Origin of the sequence: Novosphingobium sp. THN1, from assembly GCF_003454795.1 — a bacterium.
Classification (GTDB): domain Bacteria; phylum Pseudomonadota; class Alphaproteobacteria; order Sphingomonadales; family Sphingomonadaceae; genus Novosphingobium.
On record NZ_CP028347.1, the window covers coordinates 2,762,374 to 2,784,296 of the forward strand.

Sequence of the window (21,923 nt, forward strand, 5' to 3'; positions counted from 1 at the left end):
CGGGTTTACTTCTTGCCCGCCTTGTCGTCCTTGAGCTTCTTGTCGGCCCATTCGATGAAATCCTTGGCGAAAGCCTCGCGCAGTTCGGCCTTGGCCGCCTCCACGTTTTCCGGCGTCTTGGGCGGGAAAACTTCGAGCGGGTTCTTCACTGCGCCGATGGAGATGACCGGCGCGCCACCCTTGCTGAAATCGCGGAACTGCGTGCCGACGAGCAGGTTGCTGCCGTACATCATCGCCTTGAAGTAGAAGACGCTGAGCAGGACGAATTCTGCGTAGCAGGGGTTGGTGGACGAGGTTATGCGCCGTCCCGCCTTGAGATCGGCGTTGAGCAACTTGACCTTGGCCTTGAGCTCAGGATCGGCCTTGACTGCTTCATTGGATGGCGTCGGTGGCTCGATGATCACCTTCCAGTCCTGAACGCCAAGGCGGGCGCGGTAATTGACCTTCTCAAGCTCGGCCAACTGGATGTCCGGACCGAGATAGTCCTTCATCAGGCTGTTGACCGAAGCGACCTTGTTCTTGTGGACTTCCTGGTCCGCCACCGCGCCGACAATGCCGAAGCCCGATAGCAGGCCGCTGTTGAAGCCGATATAGTTCTCGGTCGGGAAGACGTGGAGTTCGCACTCCTGCTTTGCTGCAGGCTCAACCGACGCGGCTGCCGTTGAAGCCGTGCCATCCTGCGCCATGGCCACCTGTCCTTGCGCCAGACACAGCGCCGCCACCGCCAAACCAAAGCCTGCCTTCATTTACATGCCCCCTGCTTGCGGCCCGAGCGCCGCCCCGCTGAACGGATCGAACATTTGGACCATTCTGGCAAGAGTGCTGCGAAAGCGGTTATTTCATGGTGATCGAACGCGGCAAGCGCAGGACTGACAGCAACCCGCCGAGGTCTTCGCTTTCCTTGAGCTCGACGCTGCCGCCGTAGATTTCGGCCACGTCCCGCACGATGGCAAGCCCGAGGCCGGTGCCGGGCTTGCCGGTATCGAGCCGGGCACCGCGGTCGAAGATGCGGGTGCGCGCCTCCTCGGGGATGCCCATGCCGTCGTCCTCCACCCAGATCTCGCAGAATTTGGGATCCGTCGGCGCGGCATCGACGGTGATGAATACGGACCCGCCGCCATACTTGGCTGCGTTCTCGATCAGGTTTCCGAGGATCTCGTCAAGGTCCTGCCGCTCGATCGATACTTCGGCCGAGCGGTTGCCGTCCATGTCGAAGCGCACCTGCGGGTAGAGCCGAACGACCGCGCGCTCCACCGCCTCGGCGCTTTCCCACACCTGTGCGCGCGACATGCCGACGGCGCGGCGACCGACAGCACGGGCGCGGGCCAGGTGGTGGTCAACCTGGCGGCGCATGACCGCAGCTTCGCGGATCACTGTATCGGCCAGATCATCGGCCTTGGCGGTTGCCGCGTTCATCACCACGGTGAGCGGCGTCTTCAGCGCATGGGCGAGATTGCCGGCGTGGGTGCGGGCTTCCTCGGCTTGCCGCTCGGAATGTTCGAGCAGGGCATTGAGTTCGACCACCAGCGGCTGGACTTCAAGCGGCAACGGGTCCGTCACCCGGCTTGCCCCGCCCTCACGCATCCGCGCAATGGCAAGGCGCACGCGGCGCAAGGGGCCAAGGCCGTAGAAGGTCTGCAAGCCCGCCATCGTGAACAGCCCGAGGCCAAGCGCAAGGAACGACCAGATCAGGATCGAGCGGATGCGCCGGATCTGCGCGTCGATCTCGCCTCGGCTGGCGGCGACCTGAAACTCCCACAGCGTATTGGCGCCGGGCAGGATGACGGAGCGCTTGATGATGCGCAGGCGTTCACCCTCGAACTGGTCGCTGTCATCGATCTTCGGTTCGACGTAGTTCTGATCGGGATCAGTGCGGAGCGAACGGTCCCACAGCGAGCGCGAGGGGAAGTCTTCGTGGCCCTGCCCGGAAATTTGCCAGTACAGGCCGCTGTTCGGTTCAAGGAAGCGCTGGTCGCCGAGGGGGCGGTTGAAAAACACCTCGCCGTCAGGGCCGATCTCGGCCGAGGCGACCATTGCGGTCAACATGTAGCCAAGCTGCTCGTCGAAATTGCGGGTGACGAGACCGGTCAGTGTCTGGTCAAGAGCGAGACCGCCGCCGAGCAGGAGGACACTGATCCAGCCTGCCGCGATGAGCAACATGCGCCGCGCCAGCGAACCGGTATGCGGCGCTGGCTGCGGCGTGTCGTTGCTACCCTTCTCCGGCACCTATTGCCTGCGCAGATTACCCACGTCCGGGTTCAGCCGGATCGTCGAGGCTGTAGCCAAGGCCGCGGATCGTGGTAATCACGTCGGGGCCGAGCTTCTTGCGGATGCGGGTGACGAAGACTTCGATCGTGTTGGAATCGCGGTCGAAATCCTGATCGTAGATGTGTTCGATCAGTTCGGTACGGCTTACGACCTTGCCCTTGTGATGCAGCAGGTAGGACAGGAGCTTGTACTCCTGCGCCGTCAGCTTGACCGGCTCACCGTTGAGCGTGACGCGGCCCGAACGCGTATCGAGACGCACGTCGCCGGCGGTGAGTTCAGACGAGGAATTGCCCGAGGCACGGCGGATCAGCGCGCGCAGGCGGGCGATCAGTTCCTCGGTCTGGAAGGGCTTGGCCAGGTAGTCATCGGCACCGGCATCGAGGCCGGCGACCTTGTCGGACCAGCTGTCGCGGGCGGTAAGGACGAGGACTGGGAACTTGCGCCCCTCCTTGCGCCACATGCCGAGCACAGTCAGGCCGTCAATCTCGGGCAGGCCAAGGTCGAGGATGACCGCATCATACTCTTCGGTCGAGCCCATGAAGTGCCCGTCTTCGCCATCGACCGAAAGATCGACGGCATAGCCGTTCTGTTCGAGCGTGTTCTTGAGCTGCTTGCCGAGAGTGGGTTCGTCCTCGACGATCAGAATGCGCATCACTTGCCCCTTGCTGCGCGCTTTTGCGGCGCGGTAACCTGAACGGCTAGATGGGGCGTGAAACCTGAACGGTCAAGGAACTGGCGAGAAAGCCTGCGTTCACCCGCTGTTTCGCTTAGCGGCTCTCGCCAAGCACCTGCCCTGTGCGGGCATCGACATCCACGAAGACAACGCGACCGTCGCGGATGAACTTCAGGCGATAGACCATCGCCGAAGGATCGTACTCCGGGCCGAGGTACTGCATGCCCGGCTTGGTCGGCAGCACGCGGCGTTCGATGTCACGCAGCGAGCGGACGTTGCCGGCGCGAAGATCGCGGCGCGCCTCGTTCTGCTCGTCGGGCCGCTGCTGGGCGTGCGACGTTACGGGCAGGAGGGCCAGCGATGCGGCAAGGAGGGCAATGGCGCGGTTCATGATGTGCGCATGCATAAGCCGAGGGCATTGAACAAGCGGTGAATGCGAAGCCGCGTTATCGTTCAGCGTCGGGCGTTGCGCGAGGGCAACGGTGCGGCTAAGCGGCAGGCCATGGCGGCACCGATACTCAGCTGGGAAGGCCTCGGCCTTGTCCAGGGCAATGGCTGGCTCTTCCAGGATCTCGACATCCATATCCAGCAGCGTGACCGGCTTGCGCTGATCGGGCGCAACGGCGCGGGCAAGACGACGCTGCTCAAGCTGCTGGGCGGACAAGTTGATGCCGACAAGGGCACGCGCTCGATCCAGCCGGGGACGAAGATCGTCACGCTGGAGCAGGACCCGTTCTTCACCGGCTTCGATACGCTGATGGACTTTGCCCTTTCGGGTAAGGACGCCCCGCCCCGGCATGAAGTGGAATCGATTGCCGGGCAGCTCGGGATCGACATGACCCGCAAGGCCGACAGCGCCAGCGGCGGTGAACGCCGTCGCGCTGCGCTGGCCCGCGCACTGGCGAGTGAGCCAGACCTCCTGCTGCTCGACGAACCGACCAACCACCTCGATCTTGCCGCGATCGACTGGCTGGAAGACTGGCTGCAGCGCTATCGCGGGGCCTTCGTGGTCATCAGCCATGACCGCACTTTCCTCGAGCGGCTGACCAAGGCAACACTGTGGCTCGACCGGGGCTCGCTGCGCCGGAAGGATATCGGCTTCGGCGGATACGAGGCGTGGATGGAACAGGTCTATGCCGAGGAAGCGCGCGCTGCCGACAAGCTTGACGCCAAGCTGAAGATCGAAGCGCATTGGCTGGAGCGCGGGGTTACGGCGCGGCGCAAGCGCAACATGGGACGGCTGGAAAAGCTTTACGAGATGCGCGAACAGCGGGCGGCGATGCTGTCTCCGCAGGGCACCGCGAAGCTGGCCATCGCCAGTGACGACGCCAAGAGCAAGGCGGTGATCGTTGCCGACCACGTCAACAAGTCGTTCGGCGATCGCGCCATCGTCAAGGATTTCACGTTGCGCATCACGCGCAAGGACCGCATCGGCGTGGTCGGGTCGAACGGCGCGGGCAAGACGACGCTACTCAAGCTGCTGACCGGTGAACTGGAGCCGGACAGCGGGACGATCACGCTTGCCAAGACGCTGCAGGGTATCATGATCGACCAGCAGCGTAGCCTGATGGCACCGGACAAGCGCGTGCGCGACGTGCTGGCCGATGGTAGCGACTGGATCGACGTGCGCGGCGTCCGCAAGCACATTCAGGGCTATCTCAAGGACTTCCTGTTCGATCCGGGGCTGGTCGAAGCGCGCATCGGCACGCTTTCGGGCGGTGAGCGCTCGCGCCTGCTGCTGGCTCGTGAGTTTGCGCGCTTTTCGAACCTGCTGGTTCTCGACGAGCCGACCAACGATCTCGACCTCGAGACGCTCGATCTCTTGCAGGAAGTGATTTCGGACTACGACGGCACGGTGCTGATCGTCAGCCATGATCGTGACTTCCTCGACCGAACCGTGACGATCACGCTGGGCATGGATGGCACAGGCAAGGTCGATATCGTTGCCGGCGGCTATGCCGATTGGGAAAAGATCCGCAAGCAGAGGCAAGCGGGCAAGCCGGCTGCCCGGTCCGCAGGGGCGGACAAGCCGGAAGCGGCAGCGCCCCCACCCCCGCCTGCCCAGCCTGCGAAAAAGGGCAAGCTTTCGTACAAGGATCAGCGCGACTACGAGTTGCTGCCCAAGCGCATCGAGGACCTCGACGCGGCGATTGCGCGAGGCGAAGCGCAACTGGCCGATCCCGATCTTTATGCCAAGGACCCCAAGAAATTCGATGCCCTGATGGCTGCGCTGGAAAAGGTCCGGGCGGATAAGGATGCGGCCGAGGAGCGTTGGCTGGAACTGGCGGAGATGGTGGAGGGGTGAAGTCCCTACGCGCAAAGCCCTTGCTTCGCCCTGCAGTTTGTAGGTAAGCAAAAAATCACCGTTACGGTTAAGACGGTCACGAACAGGGGTCGCGCGCATGATCAACCGAATCCGCGATATTCGCCGACAGAAGGGCATGACGCTGGCCGATGTGGCTGCGCGCTGCGATCCACCGACCACCGCGCAGACGATCGGCCGCCTTGAGACCGGCACGCGCAGCCTGTCGCTGACTTGGATGAACCGCATCGGCGCCGCACTCGGAGTCGAGCCGCAATTGCTGGTAAAGGCCGAGGAGGATACCCCCACCCATCTCGTCGCCCGGCTTGGACCCAACGGCGCCGAAGCCCTCGCCAAACCGATGGACGCCATCCTTCCGGTGGCGCTTGACGGTTCTGCCCGCCTCCTCGCGCTGTCTGTTGAGGCGAGCGCTGGCGAGTATCGTGCAGGCGATCAGGTCTGGCTGCGCCAGATCGATCCGGACGACTTCGCCCGCGCCTTCAACCGCGATGTCCTCGCGCCACGCACTGCCGGTAGGTTCGCATTCGGCCGCTTGATCGATCAGCGTGACGGGCGGGTTGCCCTGCTTCCGCCGGGGCCTGGCCAAAGACAGGTCGTGATCGATCGGCCGGCATGGCTTGGCGTTGCCGAAATGCTCGTGCGCAAACTTTGACGTGAGGCGCCTCCTCTCGATCTCCACGCTCTATCCTGCAATGGGCCGTCCCGGCTTCGGCCGCTTTGTCAGCCGTCAGATGCAAGCCCTGGCCGAACGGGGGGACTGGGAGGTCACGGTCGTCAATCCGATTGGCATTCCACCAGTGCCGATGAAGCGTTACGCAACGCTTAAAGGCGTGCCGGAAGTGCAGGAACAGGGCGCGGTCACGATCCATCACCCGCGGTTTCTCCTGATTCCCGGCCTGTCAGGACCGATCAACCCGGCGCTGATCGCCCACGCGGTCCTGCCGCTGGCAAAACGACTTCATGCCGAGCAGCCCTTCGACATGATCGATGCGCAGTTCTTCTATCCTGACGGACCTGCCGCAGCCAAAGTCGCGCGCGCACTTGAAGTGCCGCTGGCCATAAAAGCGCGCGGATCGGACATCCATCTGTGGGGACAGCGGTCATGGCCGCGCCGCCAGATGATAGAAGCCGCACGCCAATCGTCTGTCCTGCTTTCCGTTTCCCAGGCTTTGGCAAACGACATGATCGCGCTGGGCATGCCGGCTGACCGTATCAAGGTCCACTACACGGGCCTCGACCGATCGCGCTTCCGCCCGCTTGAGCGCCAGGCGGCGCGGCAACTGGTATCGGCCTTGCCGTCCCTCCAGATCTGGTCAGAGGGCCGTCTGCTGCTGTGCGTTGGCGCGCTGATTGCGATCAAGGGACAGGCCCTGGCAATCCGCGCGATGACATTGCTGCCGGATGATGTCCGACTGGCCATTGCCGGCACCGGCGCGGATGAAACCGTCCTGAAGCGGCTGGTTCAGCAACTCGGCCTCGAATCGCGGGTCCATTTCCTCGGTTCTGTGGAACACGACATCCTTCCGCATTTGCTGTGCGCTGCCGATGCCATGGTACTGCCATCCGAACGCGAAGGGCTGGCCAATGCCTGGATCGAATCGCTCGCATGTGGAACGCCTGTCGTGATCCCCGACATCGGCGGCGCGCGTGAGGTGGTCGCCGATAGCAGCGCCGGGCGGATTGCGGACCGCACTCCGGAAGCCATCGCCGAAGCAGTGAACGAGCTGCTTCAGGCTCCACCCACGCAGGATGCAGTTGCGGCCAATGCCGCGCGGTTCAGCTGGGAGGCCAATGCCAGTGCGCTCGCCGCCCTGTACGAAGAAGCGGCGGCGAAGCGTTAGACTTCGCCGCCGCCAATTGGTGTGGCTGTGCCGGATCTACACGCCTTCGCGCGCGATCCGCTCCTGCTTTTCCAGCGCCGTTTCAGTCGGCACGAAGCTGTTCGGGTTGACCTTCAGCCAGATCAGGATCGGCGCTGCCATGTAGATCGAGCTGTAGGTGCCGACGAAGATGCCGAGCGTGATGGCCGCAGTGAAGCCGAAGATCACGTCGGGGCCCAGCAGCAGCAAGGCCACCAGCGTGATCAGCATGGACAGCGAGGTCACGATCGTGCGGTGCAGCGTCTCGTTGACCGAAAGGTCGAGCAGTTCCGGCATCGGCATCCGGCGATACTTCTTCATGTTCTCGCGGATGCGGTCATAGACCACGATCGTATCGTTCAGCGAATAGCCGATCAGCGTCAGGAGCGCGGCCACGATGTTCAGGTCGAACTCCATGCCGGTCACGGCAAAGAGGCCTAGCGTCAAGGTTACGTCGTGAACCAGCGCGAACAGTGCGCCCACGCCGAACTGCCATTCGAAGCGCAACCAGATGTAGGCTGCCACTGCCAGCGATGCCAGGCCAAGCGCCTTGAACGCGTCCCAGCCAAGCTCCTTGGAGACCTTCCCCGAAACCGAATCGACACCATCGATGCGGGCGTCGGCATGGTTCTTCTTGATGTCTACAGTGATGGTGCGGGCCATCTTGTCGGCAAGCGCCGCTTCCTGGCCTGCGCCTTCCGGCAGCTTCATGCGGATCGAGATTTCGTTGGGCTTGCCGTAGCGCTGGATGATCGGCTCACCGTATCCGAGCTTGGCGACTTCCTCGCGCAATTCGCCGACTGGAGCTTCGGCACTGCGTTCGAACGTCACGCGGATCATCTGGCCGCCGATGAAATCGACGCCGAGATTGAGACCCTTGGTCAGCACCAGACCCCACGATGCCGCCATCAGGATAATGCTGACGACGTAGAACGGCACGCGCCACTTGAGGAAATGGATGTTGGTGTTGTCGGGTACGAGCTTGAGGAGTTTCATCGGTCTGTCCTCCTCTTAAAGGGCTATGTCGGTGGGACGGGCGCGGCGAAGCCACTGTGCAACCCACATGCGCGTAAGGGTGACGGCGGTGAACACCGATGTCGCGATACCGATCATCAGAACCACCGCAAAGCCCTTCACCGGCCCCGAACCGAAGGCAAACATCAGCACGGCGGCAATGACGTTGGTGATATTGGCGTCGAAGATCGCGCGGCTGGCTTCCTTGTAGCCTAGCTCCACCGCCTGGACGACCTTGCGCCCACGGTGTCGTTCTTCACGGATGCGTTCGTTGATGAGCACGTTGGCGTCTACCGCGGCACCGATGGTCAGCACGAAGCCGGCGATGCCCGGCAGCGTCAGAGTGGTGCCAATGATGCCCATGATACCGAGGATCATGATCACGTTGATGATCACGGCGAGGTTCGCATAGACGCCAAAGCGGCCGTAGGTGACGAGGATGAAAACGGCGAGCGCAAGCGTGCCAACACCCATCGCGATTGCGCCCTTGCGGATCGAATCCGCACCGAGGTCAGGTCCGACGGTACGCTCTTCCACAACCTTCAGATCCACCGGCAGCGCGCCTGAACGCAGCGAGATCGCCAATGCGTTGGCGCTTTCGGTGGTGAAGCGGCCCGAGATAATCGCGCTGCCCCGAGGATCGGTTCATTGATCGTCGGCGCGGAAAGGACCTTGCCGTCGAGGATGATGGCAAACTGCTTTCCGACGTTCTGCGTGGTCAGCTTCGCGAACTTTGCGCCACCATCAGTGTTGAAGGTGATGTTGACGACGGGCTCGTTGGTCTGCTGGTTGTTTGTCTGCTGCGCGTTGGTCAGCTGATCGCCGCGGATGCCACCTAGGCGCTTTACAGCGATCGATGGTACGCCGCCCCCTCTGCGGGGCTTACAAAAGGCACGATCTCACTGCCCGGAGGCGCGATGCCTTGCGCCACGTCCGAAGGCAGCGCCGAAGTGTCTACTAGTTTGAACTCGAGCTTGGCGGTCTGCCCCAGCAGGTTCTTGAGCGCCTGCGGGTCCTGCAGGCCGGGGACCTGCACGACGATGCGCGTCGGGCCGGAGCGGATGATCGTCGGCTCCTTGGTGCCGAGGGCGTCGATACGCTTGCGCACGACTTCGACGGCTGTGTCCATCGCCTGCGTAACGGCCTGCTGGACACCGGCATCAGTCGGCTTCAAGACGAAGCGGTTGCCATCGACGACGTTGATGTCCCAATCGCGCTGGCCGGTAAGCCCGGCGCCGTTGGTCAGTGGCAAGACCGCTTCGCGCACCGCATCGACCTGCGAGGCATCGGCAACAACGAACGTCAGCGCGCCATCGCGGTTTGAAATGTCGCTGATGCGAATGTCTTTTCCATCCTGCTTCAGCTTGTTGCGGACAGATTCCTCCATGCCTTCGATGCGCTGCTGGCGCACCTGGGCAGGATCGGCTTCGAGCAGGATATGGCTGCCACCCGCAAGGTCGAGCCCGAGGTTGACCTTGGGTTCGGGGAGCGACGTCGGCCAATTCAGGCCCATGGTAGCAGTAAGCGACGGGATCGCGGCAGCAACGCAAACCAGCGTTATCAGCCAAAGCCAGATCACCTTCCAGCGCGGAAATTCGAGCATGGGCGTTCAGCCTTCAGGAAAGTGAGATCAGTCGTTCGCAGGCGAGGAGCCGACAGGCGGCACGATGTCGCCGATGGTGGCGCGCACGGCCTTGACGCGGACGTTCGGGCCGAGTTCGAGTTCCACGTAATGATCATCGAGCTTGATGACCTTGCCGATCAGCCCACCGGCAGTAACGACCATGTCGCCCTTCTTCATCGCGGCAATCTTGGCCTTGTGCTCCTTCTGCTGGCGCATCTGCGGGCGCAGGATCAGGAACCAGAAGATGAAGCCCATCGCCACCAGCGGCATGAAGGTCATCCAGGCAGGCGGCTGACCGGCATTGGCGGCGGCGGCGGAAAGAGTGCTCAACATCATGGGTCCGTTTCTGGGATCGCAAGGCAGGGATTACAACCGGAGCGACTGCGGTTTACCCGCTTTTCGTTGCTCCGGCATGGACAAGCGGCGCGGTTAGCAGTTTGAATTGCGCAAGGCAATCTGAGGCGCTGGCAGAGCGCCTCGGCACGCCGCAGCCGGTCCCCCGAACCTTTCGCCAATCTCGCGCTTGCCATCCTGAAAAGTGCTGCCTATAGGCGCGCTTCCGGTCGGGACGTAGCGCAGCCTGGTAGCGCATCACACTGGGGTGTGGGGGTCGGAGGTTCGAATCCTCTCGTCCCGACCAATTCAAAAGGCCCGCGAAGCACTTTGCGCTCGCGGGCCTTTTTGCTGTGTTCATTTTCCTACACCGCGCCTTGTGGTTATATGTCCCTGCGTCCCATAACTCGGAAGGACGCAAGCATGGCAAACTCCGAAGCCCTGATTTCATCGGTCTCCGCAATCATCGACAAGATCATCCCCGATGCCGGCCTGCGCGATCAGGCAAAGCTCGAACTGCTTCGCCTTGAGAGCGCACGAGAATTCAAGCCGCTGAAGACCCGCATTTCGGCGATTCTCGCAGAATCCAGTGCTAACGATCCCTGGACTCGGAGAGCGCGCCCCGGCTTTCTCTATGTGATGTATGCGGTGATCCTGTGGGCCCTGCCCATGGGCCTGCTGGCCGGATTCAATCCAGTAGCTGCACAGGCGATCATGACTGCGACGAGCGCCTATCTCAAGGGACTGCCCGAACCGCTCTACGCTTTGTTCGGCACCGGCTACCTTGGCTATACTGCTGCGCGGCAGTGGGGAAAGGCCCGGGGAACCGACCGCTGAATGCGCAACACCTTGGTTAGTTTCTGGTAACCTCCGCCTGATATGAAAGCAGGCATGAGATCGAGGTTGGACCGCTTATCATCGCAATCGCTGGCCGCAGGCAGGCTCTCGCCGCTTGTGGCCGGCCTCGCGCCGCTCGGCTTGATCCTTGCGCTTGGCGGATGCGGATCATCTGACAACGAAAAGCTTGAGGCACGGTTGGCAGCGCTCGAAGCCAAGGCAGACGCGGCCGAAAAGCGCTCGCGGCAAGCCTTGAGCATGGCGGCGACGAACAATCCCGCCCCGGTTGTCGAGAGCGGGACGACCGACAGCTTCGGCGACCCCTCATCGTCGGATGAAGTCACCGATGGCTCGGCTGACAGCGCGATATACGAAAACACCATCGAGGCACCTGCCGGACCACCGATCGCTCCCGGCTTTTAAAGGGCATCCCCCTCTGGCCCTTGCGACTTTGCCTGCAACGTCTATCACGGCAGGCATTCGCGATCGGGGGATCTGATGACACAAGCTTCCGGCCAAGGCACAACCGTTTACGTGCTCAACGGCCCCAACCTCAACCTGCTCGGCCTGCGCGAGCCGGAAATCTACGGTTCGCAGACGCTGGATGACATTGCCGGCATGCTGGAAGACCGTGGTCGTGAGCTCGGCCTCGAGATCGACATGCGCCAGTCGAACCATGAAGGCCACCTGATTGACTGGCTGCACGAGGCCCAGGCCGAAGGCGTAAAGGCTGTGCTGCTCAATGCCGGCGCCTATACCCATACCTCCGTGGCGATCCATGATGCGATCAAGTCGATCAAGGTGCCGGTAATCGAGGTTCACTTGTCCAACCCGCACAGGCGCGAGGCATTCCGCCACCATTCCTATGTCGGCATGGCAGCGCTTGGGACTGTCTGCGGCTTCGGCGCAAACAGCTACCTTGCAGCATTGGATGCCGTTTCGCGCCTTTGAAACGGGCGTTTTTCCACTTTCACTGATCGCTGCCACTTGCCAGTCCATCGTCTTGGGGGCATGGCGCGCGGTCAGAATTCTTACCCCGCGAGGAAATTCAAATGGGTCACGAACGCGGCGACAAGGCCGAAAACATGGCGATCGACGGCAAGCTTGTGCGCGAACTGGCAGAGCTTCTTGCCGAAACCGGACTTTCTGAAATCGAAGTCGAGGATGGCGAGCGCAAGATCCGCGTCGCCCGTCAGCTGACAGCTGCGCCTGTCGCTCAGGTTGCGGTTGCGGCTCCGGCTCCGGTGGCTGCCCCTGCTGCGGCAGCGGCACCCACTGCGCCCGCCGCGGCTCCGGCAGACGACCATGCCAACGCCGTGAAGTCGCCCATGGTCGGCACCTGCTACCTCGCCGCCGAACCGGGCGCACCGAACTTCGCCTCGGTTGGCCAGACTGTGAAGGCAGGCGACACCCTGCTGATCATCGAGGCGATGAAGGTTATGAACCCGATCACTGCCCCTGCCGCTGGCGTGGTCAAGGCGATCCTGGTCGAGAACGCGCAGCCGGTCGAGTTCGACCAGCCGCTGGTCGTGATCGCGTAAAGGTCCGCTGATGGCCATCAAGCGCCTGCTTATCGCCAACCGCGGCGAAATCGCGCTGCGCATCCACCGCGCCGCGCACGAAATGGGCATAGAGACGGTGGCGGTGCACTCCACCGCCGATGCCGACGCGATGCACGTTCGCCTGGCAGACCACGCGGTGTGCATCGGTCCGCCCGCGGCCAAGGACAGCTACCTTAACGTCGCGGCGATCATTTCGGCAGCCGAAATCACCCACGCGGACGCGATCCACCCGGGCTACGGCTTCCTATCGGAAAATGCCAAGTTCGCCGAGATCGTCGAAGCGCACGACATCACCTGGATCGGCCCCAAGCCTGAGCACATCCGCACGATGGGTGACAAGATCGAGGCCAAGCGCACTGCTGGCGCGCTCGGCCTGCCGCTCGTGCCCGGCTCGGACGGCGCGGTTTCGGATCTCGAAGAAGCCAGGGCGATTGCCGAGAAGGCCGGCTATCCGGTGATCATCAAGGCCGCTTCGGGCGGTGGCGGTCGCGGCATGAAGGTCTGCAACAGTCCGGAGCAGCTCGAAACGCTGATTCAGCAGGCCGGTAGCGAGGCCAAGGCCGCGTTTGGCGATGCCACGGTCTATATCGAGAAATACCTCGGCAATCCGCGCCACATCGAATTCCAGATCTTCGGTGATGGCAATGGCAACGCGATCCACCTTGGTGAGCGTGACTGCTCGCTGCAGCGCCGCCACCAGAAGGTGCTGGAAGAAGCGCCCTCGCCGGTCATTTCGGCCGAAGAGCGCAACCGCATGGGCGGCATCGTTGCCAAGGCGATGGCCGACATGGGCTATCGCGGCGCTGGCACGATCGAGTTCCTCTGGGAAAACGGCGAGTTCTACTTCATCGAGATGAACACCCGCCTGCAGGTGGAGCACCCGGTTACCGAAGCGATCACCGGCGTCGATCTGGTGCGCGAGCAGATCCGCATTGCCGATGGCAAGCCGCTGTCGGTCAGCCAGGACGAGATCGAGTTCAAGGGCCACGCGATCGAGTGCCGCATCAATGCGGAAGACCCGTTCACGTTCGCGCCCTCGCCCGGCTTAGTGAAGAGCTATCACGCGGCAGGCGGCATGCACGTTCGCGTCGATTCCGGGCTCTATGCCGGGTACAAGATCCCGCCGTACTATGACTCGATGATCGCCAAGCTGATCGTCTACGGCCGCACCCGTGAGGGTTGCATCATGCGCCTCAAGCGGGCGCTCGAGGAAATGGTCATCGAAGGCCCAAAGACCTCGATCCCGCTGCACCAGCGTCTTTTGAACGAGCCGGATTTCCTTTCTGGCGACTATACCATCAAATGGCTGGAAGAGTGGCTGGCGAAGGACGCCTGAGCCACCATCGGCACAAAAAAAAGCCCCCGCAGTGCGGGGGCTTTTCAGTTCTGCTCAGTCAACGACCGGCAATCGCGCGCGAATAGCCCGCCAGGCCGGCTCGGGCCGATCGTTCTTCACCAGTATCGCCTCCACCTCGTCGAACTCTTCGAGTTCGAGCGCTTCGGTCACGCTGAGCGGGAAATAGACGTTCTCGTCGTTGTCCATGCGCACGGCATAGGCACCGCGCCCTTCCTCGCTTCTGGTGACAATGCACATCGCTTTTACAGCCATTGGAATACCTTGGTTTGATAGATTGACAGCACAGACCGCACGAAGCGGAGGGCAAGGCAAAGCCGCCTCGCCGCGGTTAGTCAACCCCCACGTGGCCTCCAGGTCAGCACGCGCCACACATAGGCTATTGCCACGATAACCAGTGTCGCCGTGGCAATCGGGCCGGTGTACTTCTCGATCTCGCCAAAATTGCGGCCGAGGTAATAGCCCGCACCGCTGAGGATTGCGTTCCAGATCGCCGCGCCTGCGAAAGTGAACAGCAGGAAACGGCTATGCCCCATGCGCGTGAGGCCCGCTGGCAAGGAGATCATCGTTCGCATGAACGGCGCAAACCGGACAGCAAACACGACCCACTGGCCATGGCGCCGGAAGAACCGGACAATCGCCTCGACATCCTCCCACTCCACGGTAAGCCATCGCCCGAACCGGTTCACGAACGGTTGTAACCTTTGATAGCCAAGCGATCGGCCAAGCAGGTACCAGCAGTAATTGCCCAACGTAGAGCCGACCGTTCCTGCCAGCATCAGCGGCCAGAACTCCATCCGCCCCCGCGCAACAGCAATGCCGCCCAAGCCCATAATCACTTCGGACGGTATCGGCGGAAACACGTTTTCAATGACCATCAGGAACGCGATGCCCCAATAGCCGCCGCCTTCGATCAGGTGGACGATCCAGTCATTCATGAAAAGGGTAACGCCTGCAAGCGGTCAAAAGCTCCTGCACCGGAGCGCTATGCCTTGCGATTAGAGCCGCGCCTCGATCGCGTCCCAGATCATTCCCGGCGTATCGGTGCCATTGAACTTGTCGATTGCGACGATACCGGTCGGCGATGTGACGTTGATCTCGGTCAGGTACTTGCCGCCGATCACATCGATGCCGACGAATATCAGGCCGAGACGCTTCAGTTCCGGCCCGAGTGCGGCGCAGATCTCCTGCTCTTCGGGCGTCAGTTCGGTCTTTTCGGCATAGCCGCCGACAGCAAGGTTCGAGCGGAACTCACCCTCACCCGGCTTGCGGTTGATCGCGCCGGCAATCTCGCCATCGACCAGGACGATGCGCTTGTCGCCCTTGGCAACTTCGGGAAGGAATGCCTGCACCATGTGCGGTTCGGGCCAGGTCTGGTTGAACACCTCGAACAGCGCGCCGAGGTTTTCCCCTTCAGGTCCGACGCGAAAGATCGCCTTGCCGCCATTGCCGTGGATCGGCTTCACGACGATCGCGCCGTGCTTCTTCTGGAACAGCCGCACTTCCTCGACCGAGCGGGTCACGATGGTCGGCGGCATGAAGCGTCGGTAGTCCAGCACCATGACCTTTTCAGGCGCATTTCGAACGCTCCGGGGGTTGTTGACGACCAGCGTCTCGCCCTCGATCCGCTCAAGCAGATGCGTCGCCGTGATGTAACCCATATGGAACGGCGGGTCCTGCCGCATGAGGACCACATCGATATCGCGCCCAAGATCGAGCCGGCGCAGGTCGCCGGTCTTGTAGTGGTCGCCTTCCACGCGCTGCACCGTGACCGGGCGGGCATGGGCAATCAGCCGGTCATCTTCGTCCAGCGTCAGTGAGCCAACGTCGTAATGGTAAACCTCGTGCCCGCGCTCCTGCGCCGAAAGCATCAGTGCAAAGCTGGAATCTCCAGCAATATTAATGGAGTGGAGCGGGTCCATCTGAACCGCGACGCGGAGTGTCATGCTTGCACCGATCCTCAGGGGTTTCTCTCACCAGCGCCTTAAAGCCACTTTATCGGCTGCGCGACCATTTTCACTGCGCGCCAACCGGGCGCCTCACCACTCAGGAGCCATTGATGCGCAAACTGTTCGCTGTCGCCGTTGCTGGAATCGCCGTTCTCGGCTGGTCGTCGCAAGGCATCGCCAACCCCGATCCGCACCCGACCTCGGCCCCGCATGACGATCACAAGAAAGACAAAAAAGACGAGCATCACGACGAGCACAAGGACGGCGAGCACAAGGAAGAGCACAAGCCCGCCCACTAAGCGTCGGTCAGGCGCCGGGTTGCCAGGCGTTGGCAATCCGGCGCGGCCACTTTCCCGGGGCCATCAGGATCACGTCAATCCGAAGTTCGTCCCCCGGCCCGGCATACTTTGCGGCGAGCACCTCCGCAGCCCGTGCCACACGGCGCAAGCGGTGAGCATCAATCGACGCGCCGAGTTGCCAGGCGTCCTTGCGCCACTTCACTTCGATGAACGCAACCGTCCGCCCTTTTCGCGCGATCAGATCCACCTCGCCTGCCTTGAGCTTCACCCGCTGCGCCAGGATGCGCCAGCCGAGAAGTCGCAGCCACCACGCCGCCAGCACTTCCGCCCGTCGCCCCCGCTGCTCGGCCTCGGCCCGTTTCATTGCTTCAGTGCCATGGCCCGTGCGTAAAGCGCCTTGCGGTCCAGCCCGTGCGCCTTGGCCACTTTGCCCGCCGCCTGCGATGTCGACATCTCGGTGAGCGCTGCACGCAGCTCTGCGTCGATGACATCATCATCGGGCGCCTCGGATTCACCGGGCGGAGCAATGAGCAGCACGATCTCACCCTTCGGCGGCTGTGCCGAATAATACGTCGCAAGTTCCGCCGCAGAGCCGGTCCGGCATTCCTCGTGCAGCTTGGTCAGCTCTCGTGCAACGGCAACTTCGCGCCGTGGCAAGCGCTCGGCGATGGCTTCAAGCGAAGCGACGAGGCGCGGCCCCGTCTCATAGAACGCCAGCGTAGCCGGGACGCCGGAAAGTTCGGTCAGGACATCGCCGCGCGCCTTCTCCTTGTTCGGCAGGAACCCCGCAAACAGGAACCGATCCGTAGGCAGCCCCGCCATCGACAATGCCGTCACGACCGCGCTCGCGCCCGGCAGCGAGGTTACAGTGACACCACGCGCCCGCGCTTCTCGCACCAGCTTGTATCCCGGATCGGAAATCAATGGCGTTCCTGCGTCCGACACCAGTGCAACCGCCTTGATTGCCATTTCCGCCAGCAGCGCTTCCCTTGCACCATCGCTGGCATGATCGTCATAGCGCCGCATCGGCTTGTGAAGGCCAAGCAGATTCAACAATTTCCCTGTCACCCGCGTATCTTCGCAGGCGACCAGATCACAGCGCCCAAGCGTGTCTGTGGCGCGACGGGTCATGTCACCAAGATTGCCAATAGGCGTGGCAACAATATAGAGACCGGGTGCAAGAGGCGACGTATCCATGGCATTTCCATGGACCGGCGATGACAGAGCGACAAGAGGGTGTGCAGGGAATGATCGAGGGACAATCGGGCGACTGGCGCGAAACTGGCTTGCGCCGCTCCCGCAGATGGCTTGTCACCGGCACGCTGGCCCTGCTGGCAGGTTGCACTGTCATCCCCAAGGGCACCGGCCCGATTGCCGAGCCGACTGAAAAAGCGCCTGACGCAAACGTCCTGCCTACCGATGCCGGTCGCCACCGCGTCGCATTGCTGGTGCCAATGACAGGGCCCAATGCATCCGTCGGTCAATCAATAGCCAATGCCGCAACGATGGCCGTGCTCGATACAAGCGCGGCGAACCTGCGTATCACGACATATGACACTGCAACCGGCGCTGGCAGCGCGGCGGCCCGCGCCATCGCCGATGGCAACAAGCTGATCCTCGGCCCCCTGCTGTCCGATGATGTCGTGCTGGTCTCCAATGTCGCACGCCCGGCCAAAGTCCCGATGATTACCTATTCGAACGACAGTGCCGTCGCCTCGCGCGATGTCTTCGTCATGGGGCAGGCTCCCGGCCAATCGATCACCCGCGTTCTCGGTTTCGCCAAGTCGCGTGGTGTCAAATCCGTTGCCGCAATCATCCCGACCGGTGATTACGGGCAGCGGGCCACCGCAGGGTTGACCGAAGCAGCGCGGGCCAACGGCGTCACCGTCACCGCCATCGAGACCTATGATCGCGGCAATACATCCGTTGCCAGCGCCGTACGTCGGGCAAAGGACAAGGGGCGTTTCGATGCTCTGCTGATCGCGGATGGTAGCCGCATCGCGCTTCAGGCAGGTCCGCTCGCCGGAAAAGGCGTCAAGCTTCTGGGCACCGAATTGTGGAGCGGTGAAGGCGCAATCGCAAAATCGGCCGCCATGCGCGGCGCTTGGTTCGCTGCCGTTTCCGACCAGCGCTTCGGCCAATTTGAAAAGAGCTATGCCACGCGGTTTGGCGCAACGCCATCGCGCCTCGCGACCCTGGGCTACGATAGTGTGTTGCTGACGCTCAACATCGCGCGGACATGGAAGCCGGGCACGACCTTCCCTACCACAAAGCTTTATGACCCGCAGGGCTTCATCGGGCTCGACGGTGTGTTCCGCTTCACCGCAAGCGGCATGGCTGAGCGGGCAATGGAAGTGCGCGAGGTCGGCGCTGGCACCTTCGCCACCGTATCACCCGCGCCGCCCAAGTTCTGAACGCCTGAAAGCGGGGGATTTCGCCGGATAAGGCGCCATCCCCGCTTGCGCAGGCAAGCGCGTGTTCTATACCCGTTCGCATGTCCGACGACCTTTTCGACAAGCTCCCCGCCACCAGCGCAGCCGAGGCTTATGACGGCTCCGCCATCGAAGTTCTCGAGGGCCTTGAACCGGTCCGCCGCCGCCCCGGCATGTACATCGGCGGCACGGACGAGCGTGCGCTGCACCACCTCGCTGCCGAAGTGCTCGACAATGCGATGGACGAGGCGGTCGCCGGCCACGCCAACCGCATCGAAGTGCAGCTGGAGGAAGGCAACCGCCTGACCATTTCGGACAATGGTCGCGGCATCCCAGTGGACGAGCATCCCAAGTATCCCGGGAAGTCCGCGCTCGAGGTGATCCTCACCACGCTGCACTCAGGCGGGAAGTTCTCCGGCAAGGCCTATGCCACCAGCGGCGGTTTGCACGGTGTCGGCGTCTCGGTGGTCAACGCGCTGTCCTCGCTCACCCGCATCGAAGTCGCGCGCAACAAGGAGCTTTACGCGCAGGAGTTCTCGCGCGGAAACCCGACAACCAAGCTGATGAAGATCGGCAATGCCCCCAACCGGCGCGGCACGCAGGTTACCTTCATCCCGGATCTTGAAATCTTTGGTGAGGACGCGAAGTTCAAGCCAGCCCGCCTGTTCCGGCTGGTCCGATCCAAGGCCTACCTGTTCGCAGGTGTAGAGATCCGCTGGAAGTGCGCCCCGTCACTCGCCAGCGAGGACGTGCCGGCCGAAGCGGTGTTCCAGTTCCCCGGCGGCCTTGCCGATCACCTCGCCGAACAGGTCTCTGGCCGTGAATGCGTCACCTCGGTGCCTTTCGCCGGGCGACAGGACTTCCCGCTCGGCCCCAACGGGGAAGAGAATGGCCGCGTCGAATGGGCCATCGCCTGGCCCCTGTGGTCTGACGGTTCATACAGCTGGTACTGCAACACCATCCCCACGCCCGATGGCGGCACCCACGAACAGGGCCTGCGCGCCGCGCTGACCAAGGGCATCCGCGCCTTTGCCGAGCTTATCGGCCAGAAAAAGGCCAAGGACATCGCGCCCGAGGACATGATCACCGGTAGCGAGATCATGCTCTCGGTCTTTATCCGCGATCCCCAGTTCCAGAGCCAGACCAAGGACCGCCTCACCAGCCCCGAGGCCGCGCGCATGGTCGAGGCCGCCGTGCGCGACCATTTCGACCATTTCCTCACCGACAATATGGAGCGCGGCAAGGCCCTGCTCGGCGCGGTGATGGAGCGCATGGACGAACGCCTGCGCCGCAAGGCGGAGCGCGAAGTGAAGCGCAAGACCGCCACCAACGCCCGCAAGTTGCGCCTTCCCGGCAAGCTCACCGATTGCTCGGGCGAAGGTGAAGGCGAGACCGAACTGTTCATCGTCGAGGGTGATTCGGCAGGCGGCAGCGCCAAGCAGGCGCGCGATCGAAAGACGCAGGCGATCCTGCCGATCCGCGGCAAGATCCTCAACGTCGCCAGCGCCACGGCTGACAAGATTCGCGCCAATCAGGAAATCGCCGACCTCGCCCTTGCGCTGGGCTGCGGCATGCGCAAGGACTGCAATCCCGATGCGCTGCGTTATGACCGCGTGATCATCATGACCGATGCCGACGTCGACGGTGCGCATATCGCCACGTTGCTGATGACGTTCTTCTTCCAGGAAATGCCCGAGCTCGTCCGCCGCGGCCACCTCTACCTCGCCCAGCCTCCGCTTTACCGGCTGACCAGCGGCAGCACCTCGGCCTACGCCAAGGACGACGCCCACCGTGCCGAGCTGGAAGCCACCAAGTTCAAGGGCAAGAAGGTTGAAGTCGGCCGCTTCAAGGGCCTCGGCGAAATGAATCCGCAGCAGCTGCGCGAAACCACCATGGCGCCCGCCACCCGCAGCCTGATCCGCATAACGCTGCCCCCAGAATACGAAGGCCGCGCGGCAGTGAAGGAACTCGTCGACCGCCTGATGGGCCGCGATCCCGCCCAGCGCTTCATGTTCATCCAGAACCGCGCGAGCGAGATCGATCCGGAATTGATTGACGCCTGAGGCGTCAGCCCATCGGTGTTTCTTGAGCCTGGAACAGCTGGATCTTCGGTGGTGCGACCGCAAGAGCTGTCATCTGGCGCACGAAGGCACTTGATTCCGGCACGGCGAAATGCGCCTGGAGCGCCGCCATGTCAGCCCAGTATTCAACGAAGACGATCCGGTTCTCGTCCTCAGCATCCACATGGCAGTTGTGATCCAGGCAGCCGGGCTCACTCCGTGACCTGACCGAATGCGCAATCCCAACCGCAAGCGCCTCATCAAGCCGATCGGGCAGAACAACTGCGCTGCCGGTGACAATGATCATGCGTCCCTCCCCGAAAAATGGCTTTGCGGCAGACCATTGCCTCCCAAGCTCAGCCTGCCGCTTCGACAACTGTGTCACTCTTCTTCGCCCTGAAATCAAAGCGTATCCGCACCCATTCTCCGATCTGCGGCTTTCCGTTCACGCGCGGTGGCCGTACCAGAAACTGCCAGCTGGCCTGCCGGATGGCGCGCGCCAGGCCTGATCCCGGTGGACTTTCGCCGAGCTCCTGGCAATCTTCGACGTGGTACTTCTCGATGGTCTTGCACGCGATCATTGCCCAATCGCCCTGCATCCTGCGCTGTGGCAGATAGGGGCCAATTTCGGCATCGGTGGGTTCGCGATACCATTGCGCGGCGTAGAGCCGCACGCCGCCCGGACCTTGCCCGACGCTGGCCGAATCTCCAGGACTTCCCGCACTCGCCTGCTGCCCGCCACCGGATTCCGCCCGCTTCATGTTGCCTATGTCGGTCGAGCGATAGTCGTTGCGCGAAAGCTCGATGAATCCTTCCGGCCATTCGACCTTGCCAGGCACCGGCACGGGAGGCGGCGCGGTGACCGGCTGGCTCGCTGCGGCCTCGGCCGATTGCGCCTGTTTCTGCTGTTTCTGGTCCTGCTTCTGTGCCTCTTTTTTGTCCTGACCTTCAGCGAAAAGGTCGATCGCGGTCAGACGAGTGCCCTTGCCATCGCCAAAGCCGGTTACGGCACCCATGCGCCACATGATCAAAAACACCAGCAAGGTCGTGACGGCGGCAAACGCCATCGCTCCGGCCCGCTCCCGCGGCGATGCCTGATAGCCTTGCTTCGCCATGACATTGCGGGATGCGACCATTCCCGCCTCGCTACACCGGGGCCACTGGCACTTCAATCGCCGAGATTATTGCCCACGCAGTAGCGACAATTTGACACGCCACATACCTGACCGCCGCGTCAACTACTGTCCGCCAACCTGACTAGCGCGTCATCAAAGGCTCGTGATACTGACATACGCGTCAAGTATTCATGGGATAAGTGACGCAGGCGTCAGTTCAG

At 62.7% G+C, this 21,923-nt stretch carries 24 protein-coding genes, 1 tRNA gene and 1 pseudogene; 12 read left to right on the top strand and 14 right to left on the bottom strand.

Annotated features, from left to right (window positions below):
• Positions 1-5: 5 nt before the first annotated feature.
• The 4 genes from C7W88_RS13660 to C7W88_RS13675 form a co-directional block, all read right to left on the bottom strand.
• Positions 6-746 (bottom strand): hypothetical protein, encoded by a 741-nt coding sequence (locus C7W88_RS13660; RefSeq protein WP_118073951.1) that lies wholly within the window; start codon positions 744-746, stop codon positions 6-8.
• 88 nt (positions 747-834) lie between these two features.
• Positions 835-2,160: a HAMP domain-containing sensor histidine kinase gene (locus tag C7W88_RS13665; RefSeq protein ID WP_240344940.1), complete on the bottom strand. Its 1,326-nt coding sequence runs from the start codon at positions 2,158-2,160 to the stop codon at positions 835-837.
• A gap of 82 nt (positions 2,161-2,242) precedes the next feature.
• Positions 2,243-2,920 carry a response regulator transcription factor gene (locus C7W88_RS13670; RefSeq protein WP_039331476.1) on the bottom strand — a complete coding sequence of 226 codons (678 nt, stop codon included), beginning with the start codon at positions 2,918-2,920 and terminating at the stop codon, positions 2,243-2,245.
• 115 nt (positions 2,921-3,035) lie between these two features.
• A complete protein-coding gene (locus C7W88_RS13675; protein WP_062344478.1) occupies positions 3,036-3,332 on the bottom strand; it encodes a PepSY domain-containing protein in 297 nt (98 codons plus the stop codon).
• Positions 3,333-3,443: 111 nt separating this feature from the next.
• Between C7W88_RS13675 and C7W88_RS13680 the strand changes: the two genes are divergently transcribed.
• From C7W88_RS13680 to C7W88_RS13690, 3 genes are all read left to right on the top strand, one after another.
• Positions 3,444-5,246: an ABC-F family ATP-binding cassette domain-containing protein gene (locus tag C7W88_RS13680; RefSeq protein WP_118074777.1), complete on the top strand. Its 1,803-nt coding sequence runs from the start codon at positions 3,444-3,446 to the stop codon at positions 5,244-5,246.
• 97 nt (positions 5,247-5,343) lie between these two features.
• The gene (locus C7W88_RS13685; protein ID WP_118073953.1) at positions 5,344-5,916 is read left to right on the top strand and encodes a helix-turn-helix domain-containing protein; all 573 of its coding nucleotides are present in this window, start codon (positions 5,344-5,346) and stop codon (positions 5,914-5,916) included.
• Position 5,917: 1 nt separating this feature from the next.
• Positions 5,918-7,105: a glycosyltransferase gene (locus tag C7W88_RS13690; protein ID WP_240344660.1), complete on the top strand. Its 1,188-nt coding sequence runs from the start codon at positions 5,918-5,920 to the stop codon at positions 7,103-7,105.
• 36 nt (positions 7,106-7,141) lie between these two features.
• Here the strand turns inward: C7W88_RS13690 and secF are convergent, their stop codons facing one another.
• The 3 genes and pseudogenes from secF to yajC form a co-directional block, all read right to left on the bottom strand.
• Complete coding sequence (gene secF / locus C7W88_RS13695) at positions 7,142-8,119, bottom strand: protein translocase subunit SecF (RefSeq protein WP_118073954.1); 978 nt, start codon at positions 8,117-8,119, stop codon at positions 7,142-7,144.
• A 15-nt stretch (positions 8,120-8,134) separates the two neighbouring features.
• Positions 8,135-9,740 (bottom strand): annotated as a pseudogene (gene secD / locus C7W88_RS13700) (protein translocase subunit SecD).
• Between the two features lie 27 nt (positions 9,741-9,767).
• Entirely contained in the window at positions 9,768-10,097 is a 330-nt protein-coding gene (gene yajC / locus C7W88_RS13705; protein ID WP_118073955.1) for a preprotein translocase subunit YajC, read from the bottom strand.
• A 228-nt stretch (positions 10,098-10,325) separates the two neighbouring features.
• Between yajC and C7W88_RS13710 the strand changes: the two genes are divergently transcribed.
• The 6 genes from C7W88_RS13710 (at position 10,326) to accC (ending at position 13,829) form a co-directional block, all read left to right on the top strand.
• Positions 10,326-10,401 (top strand) — tRNA-OTHER (locus C7W88_RS13710).
• Positions 10,402-10,517: 116 nt separating this feature from the next.
• Entirely contained in the window at positions 10,518-10,931 is a 414-nt protein-coding gene (locus C7W88_RS13715) for a holin family protein (protein WP_118073956.1), read from the top strand.
• Positions 10,932-10,997: 66 nt separating this feature from the next.
• On the top strand, positions 10,998-11,354 hold the full coding sequence (locus C7W88_RS13720) for a hypothetical protein (protein ID WP_162896060.1): 357 nt from the start codon (positions 10,998-11,000) through the stop codon (positions 11,352-11,354).
• A 75-nt stretch (positions 11,355-11,429) separates the two neighbouring features.
• Positions 11,430-11,882 carry a type II 3-dehydroquinate dehydratase gene (gene aroQ, locus C7W88_RS13725; RefSeq protein ID WP_118073958.1) on the top strand — a complete coding sequence of 151 codons (453 nt, stop codon included), beginning with the start codon at positions 11,430-11,432 and terminating at the stop codon, positions 11,880-11,882.
• A 101-nt stretch (positions 11,883-11,983) separates the two neighbouring features.
• On the top strand, positions 11,984-12,472 hold the full coding sequence (gene accB / locus C7W88_RS13730; RefSeq protein WP_118073959.1) for an acetyl-CoA carboxylase biotin carboxyl carrier protein: 489 nt from the start codon (positions 11,984-11,986) through the stop codon (positions 12,470-12,472).
• 10 nt (positions 12,473-12,482) lie between these two features.
• Entirely contained in the window at positions 12,483-13,829 is a 1,347-nt protein-coding gene (gene accC / locus C7W88_RS13735) for an acetyl-CoA carboxylase biotin carboxylase subunit (protein WP_118073960.1), read from the top strand.
• A gap of 54 nt (positions 13,830-13,883) precedes the next feature.
• Here accC and C7W88_RS13740 read toward each other — a convergent pair whose 3' ends face one another.
• The 3 genes from C7W88_RS13740 to gshB form a co-directional block, all read right to left on the bottom strand.
• A complete protein-coding gene (locus tag C7W88_RS13740; RefSeq protein WP_162896061.1) occupies positions 13,884-14,102 on the bottom strand; it encodes a hypothetical protein in 219 nt (72 codons plus the stop codon).
• Between the two features lie 80 nt (positions 14,103-14,182).
• On the bottom strand, positions 14,183-14,785 hold the full coding sequence (locus C7W88_RS13745) for a DedA family protein (protein WP_118073962.1): 603 nt from the start codon (positions 14,783-14,785) through the stop codon (positions 14,183-14,185).
• A gap of 60 nt (positions 14,786-14,845) precedes the next feature.
• Positions 14,846-15,793, bottom strand: coding sequence for a glutathione synthase (gene gshB, locus C7W88_RS13750; protein ID WP_118073963.1), 948 nt, complete (start codon positions 15,791-15,793; stop codon positions 14,846-14,848).
• Between the two features lie 113 nt (positions 15,794-15,906).
• Here gshB and C7W88_RS13755 point away from each other — a divergent pair, with 113 nt between their 5' ends.
• Positions 15,907-16,095, top strand: a complete 189-nt coding sequence (locus tag C7W88_RS13755; RefSeq protein WP_118073964.1) for a hypothetical protein — start codon at positions 15,907-15,909, stop codon at positions 16,093-16,095.
• A gap of 7 nt (positions 16,096-16,102) precedes the next feature.
• On the opposite strand, the gene C7W88_RS13760 is transcribed toward C7W88_RS13755, so the two are convergent.
• On the bottom strand, positions 16,103-16,459 hold the full coding sequence (locus tag C7W88_RS13760; RefSeq protein ID WP_118073965.1) for a YraN family protein: 357 nt from the start codon (positions 16,457-16,459) through the stop codon (positions 16,103-16,105).
• Positions 16,456-17,292 carry a 16S rRNA (cytidine(1402)-2'-O)-methyltransferase gene (gene rsmI / locus C7W88_RS13765; RefSeq protein WP_118073966.1) on the bottom strand — a complete coding sequence of 279 codons (837 nt, stop codon included), beginning with the start codon at positions 17,290-17,292 and terminating at the stop codon, positions 16,456-16,458. Before rsmI ends, C7W88_RS13760 begins: the two co-directional genes overlap by 4 nt.
• Positions 17,293-17,312: 20 nt before the next feature.
• Between rsmI and C7W88_RS13770 the strand changes: the two genes are divergently transcribed.
• Entirely contained in the window at positions 17,313-18,509 is a 1,197-nt protein-coding gene (locus C7W88_RS13770) for a penicillin-binding protein activator (protein ID WP_240344663.1), read from the top strand.
• An 80-nt stretch (positions 18,510-18,589) separates the two neighbouring features.
• Entirely contained in the window at positions 18,590-20,590 is a 2,001-nt protein-coding gene (parE, locus tag C7W88_RS13775) for a DNA topoisomerase IV subunit B (protein WP_118073967.1), read from the top strand.
• Positions 20,591-20,594: 4 nt separating this feature from the next.
• Here parE and C7W88_RS13780 read toward each other — a convergent pair whose 3' ends face one another.
• Positions 20,595-20,894, bottom strand: coding sequence for a putative quinol monooxygenase (locus tag C7W88_RS13780; RefSeq protein WP_118073968.1), 300 nt, complete (start codon positions 20,892-20,894; stop codon positions 20,595-20,597).
• Positions 20,895-20,943: 49 nt separating this feature from the next.
• Complete coding sequence (locus tag C7W88_RS13785; RefSeq protein ID WP_118073969.1) at positions 20,944-21,723, bottom strand: hypothetical protein; 780 nt, start codon at positions 21,721-21,723, stop codon at positions 20,944-20,946.
• Positions 21,724-21,923: the final 200 nt, after the last annotated feature.

What these genes read in the sequence shown, in the direction of transcription:
- C7W88_RS13680 (WP_118074777.1), top strand. Translation starts at nt 3,444, where the DNA reads ATGGCGGCACCGATACTCAGCTGGGAAGGCCTCGGCCTTGTCCAGGGC.
- C7W88_RS13715 (WP_118073956.1), top strand. Translation starts at nt 10,518, where the DNA reads ATGGCAAACTCCGAAGCCCTGATTTCATCGGTCTCCGCAATCATCGAC.
- accC (WP_118073960.1), top strand. Translation starts at nt 12,483, where the DNA reads ATGGCCATCAAGCGCCTGCTTATCGCCAACCGCGGCGAAATCGCGCTG.
- C7W88_RS13785 (WP_118073969.1), bottom strand. Translation starts at nt 21,723, where the DNA reads ATGGTCGCATCCCGCAATGTCATGGCGAAGCAAGGCTATCAGGCATCG.
- C7W88_RS13665 (WP_240344940.1), bottom strand. Translation starts at nt 2,160, where the DNA reads ATGTTGCTCATCGCGGCAGGCTGGATCAGTGTCCTCCTGCTCGGCGGC.
- accB (WP_118073959.1), top strand. Translation starts at nt 11,984, where the DNA reads ATGGGTCACGAACGCGGCGACAAGGCCGAAAACATGGCGATCGACGGC.
- secF (WP_118073954.1), bottom strand. Translation starts at nt 8,119, where the DNA reads ATGAAACTCCTCAAGCTCGTACCCGACAACACCAACATCCATTTCCTC.
- C7W88_RS13660 (WP_118073951.1), bottom strand. Translation starts at nt 746, where the DNA reads ATGAAGGCAGGCTTTGGTTTGGCGGTGGCGGCGCTGTGTCTGGCGCAA.
- C7W88_RS13770 (WP_240344663.1), top strand. Translation starts at nt 17,313, where the DNA reads ATGACAGAGCGACAAGAGGGTGTGCAGGGAATGATCGAGGGACAATCG.
- C7W88_RS13675 (WP_062344478.1), bottom strand. Translation starts at nt 3,332, where the DNA reads ATGAACCGCGCCATTGCCCTCCTTGCCGCATCGCTGGCCCTCCTGCCC.
- C7W88_RS13670 (WP_039331476.1), bottom strand. Translation starts at nt 2,920, where the DNA reads ATGCGCATTCTGATCGTCGAGGACGAACCCACTCTCGGCAAGCAGCTC.
- C7W88_RS13745 (WP_118073962.1), bottom strand. Translation starts at nt 14,785, where the DNA reads ATGAATGACTGGATCGTCCACCTGATCGAAGGCGGCGGCTATTGGGGC.
- gshB (WP_118073963.1), bottom strand. Translation starts at nt 15,793, where the DNA reads ATGACACTCCGCGTCGCGGTTCAGATGGACCCGCTCCACTCCATTAAT.
- aroQ (WP_118073958.1), top strand. Translation starts at nt 11,430, where the DNA reads ATGACACAAGCTTCCGGCCAAGGCACAACCGTTTACGTGCTCAACGGC.
- yajC (WP_118073955.1), bottom strand. Translation starts at nt 10,097, where the DNA reads ATGATGTTGAGCACTCTTTCCGCCGCCGCCGCCAATGCCGGTCAGCCG.
- parE (WP_118073967.1), top strand. Translation starts at nt 18,590, where the DNA reads ATGTCCGACGACCTTTTCGACAAGCTCCCCGCCACCAGCGCAGCCGAG.
- rsmI (WP_118073966.1), bottom strand. Translation starts at nt 17,292, where the DNA reads ATGGATACGTCGCCTCTTGCACCCGGTCTCTATATTGTTGCCACGCCT.
- C7W88_RS13780 (WP_118073968.1), bottom strand. Translation starts at nt 20,894, where the DNA reads ATGATCATTGTCACCGGCAGCGCAGTTGTTCTGCCCGATCGGCTTGAT.
- C7W88_RS13685 (WP_118073953.1), top strand. Translation starts at nt 5,344, where the DNA reads ATGATCAACCGAATCCGCGATATTCGCCGACAGAAGGGCATGACGCTG.
- C7W88_RS13755 (WP_118073964.1), top strand. Translation starts at nt 15,907, where the DNA reads ATGCGCAAACTGTTCGCTGTCGCCGTTGCTGGAATCGCCGTTCTCGGC.
- C7W88_RS13740 (WP_162896061.1), bottom strand. Translation starts at nt 14,102, where the DNA reads ATGGCTGTAAAAGCGATGTGCATTGTCACCAGAAGCGAGGAAGGGCGC.
- C7W88_RS13760 (WP_118073965.1), bottom strand. Translation starts at nt 16,459, where the DNA reads ATGAAACGGGCCGAGGCCGAGCAGCGGGGGCGACGGGCGGAAGTGCTG.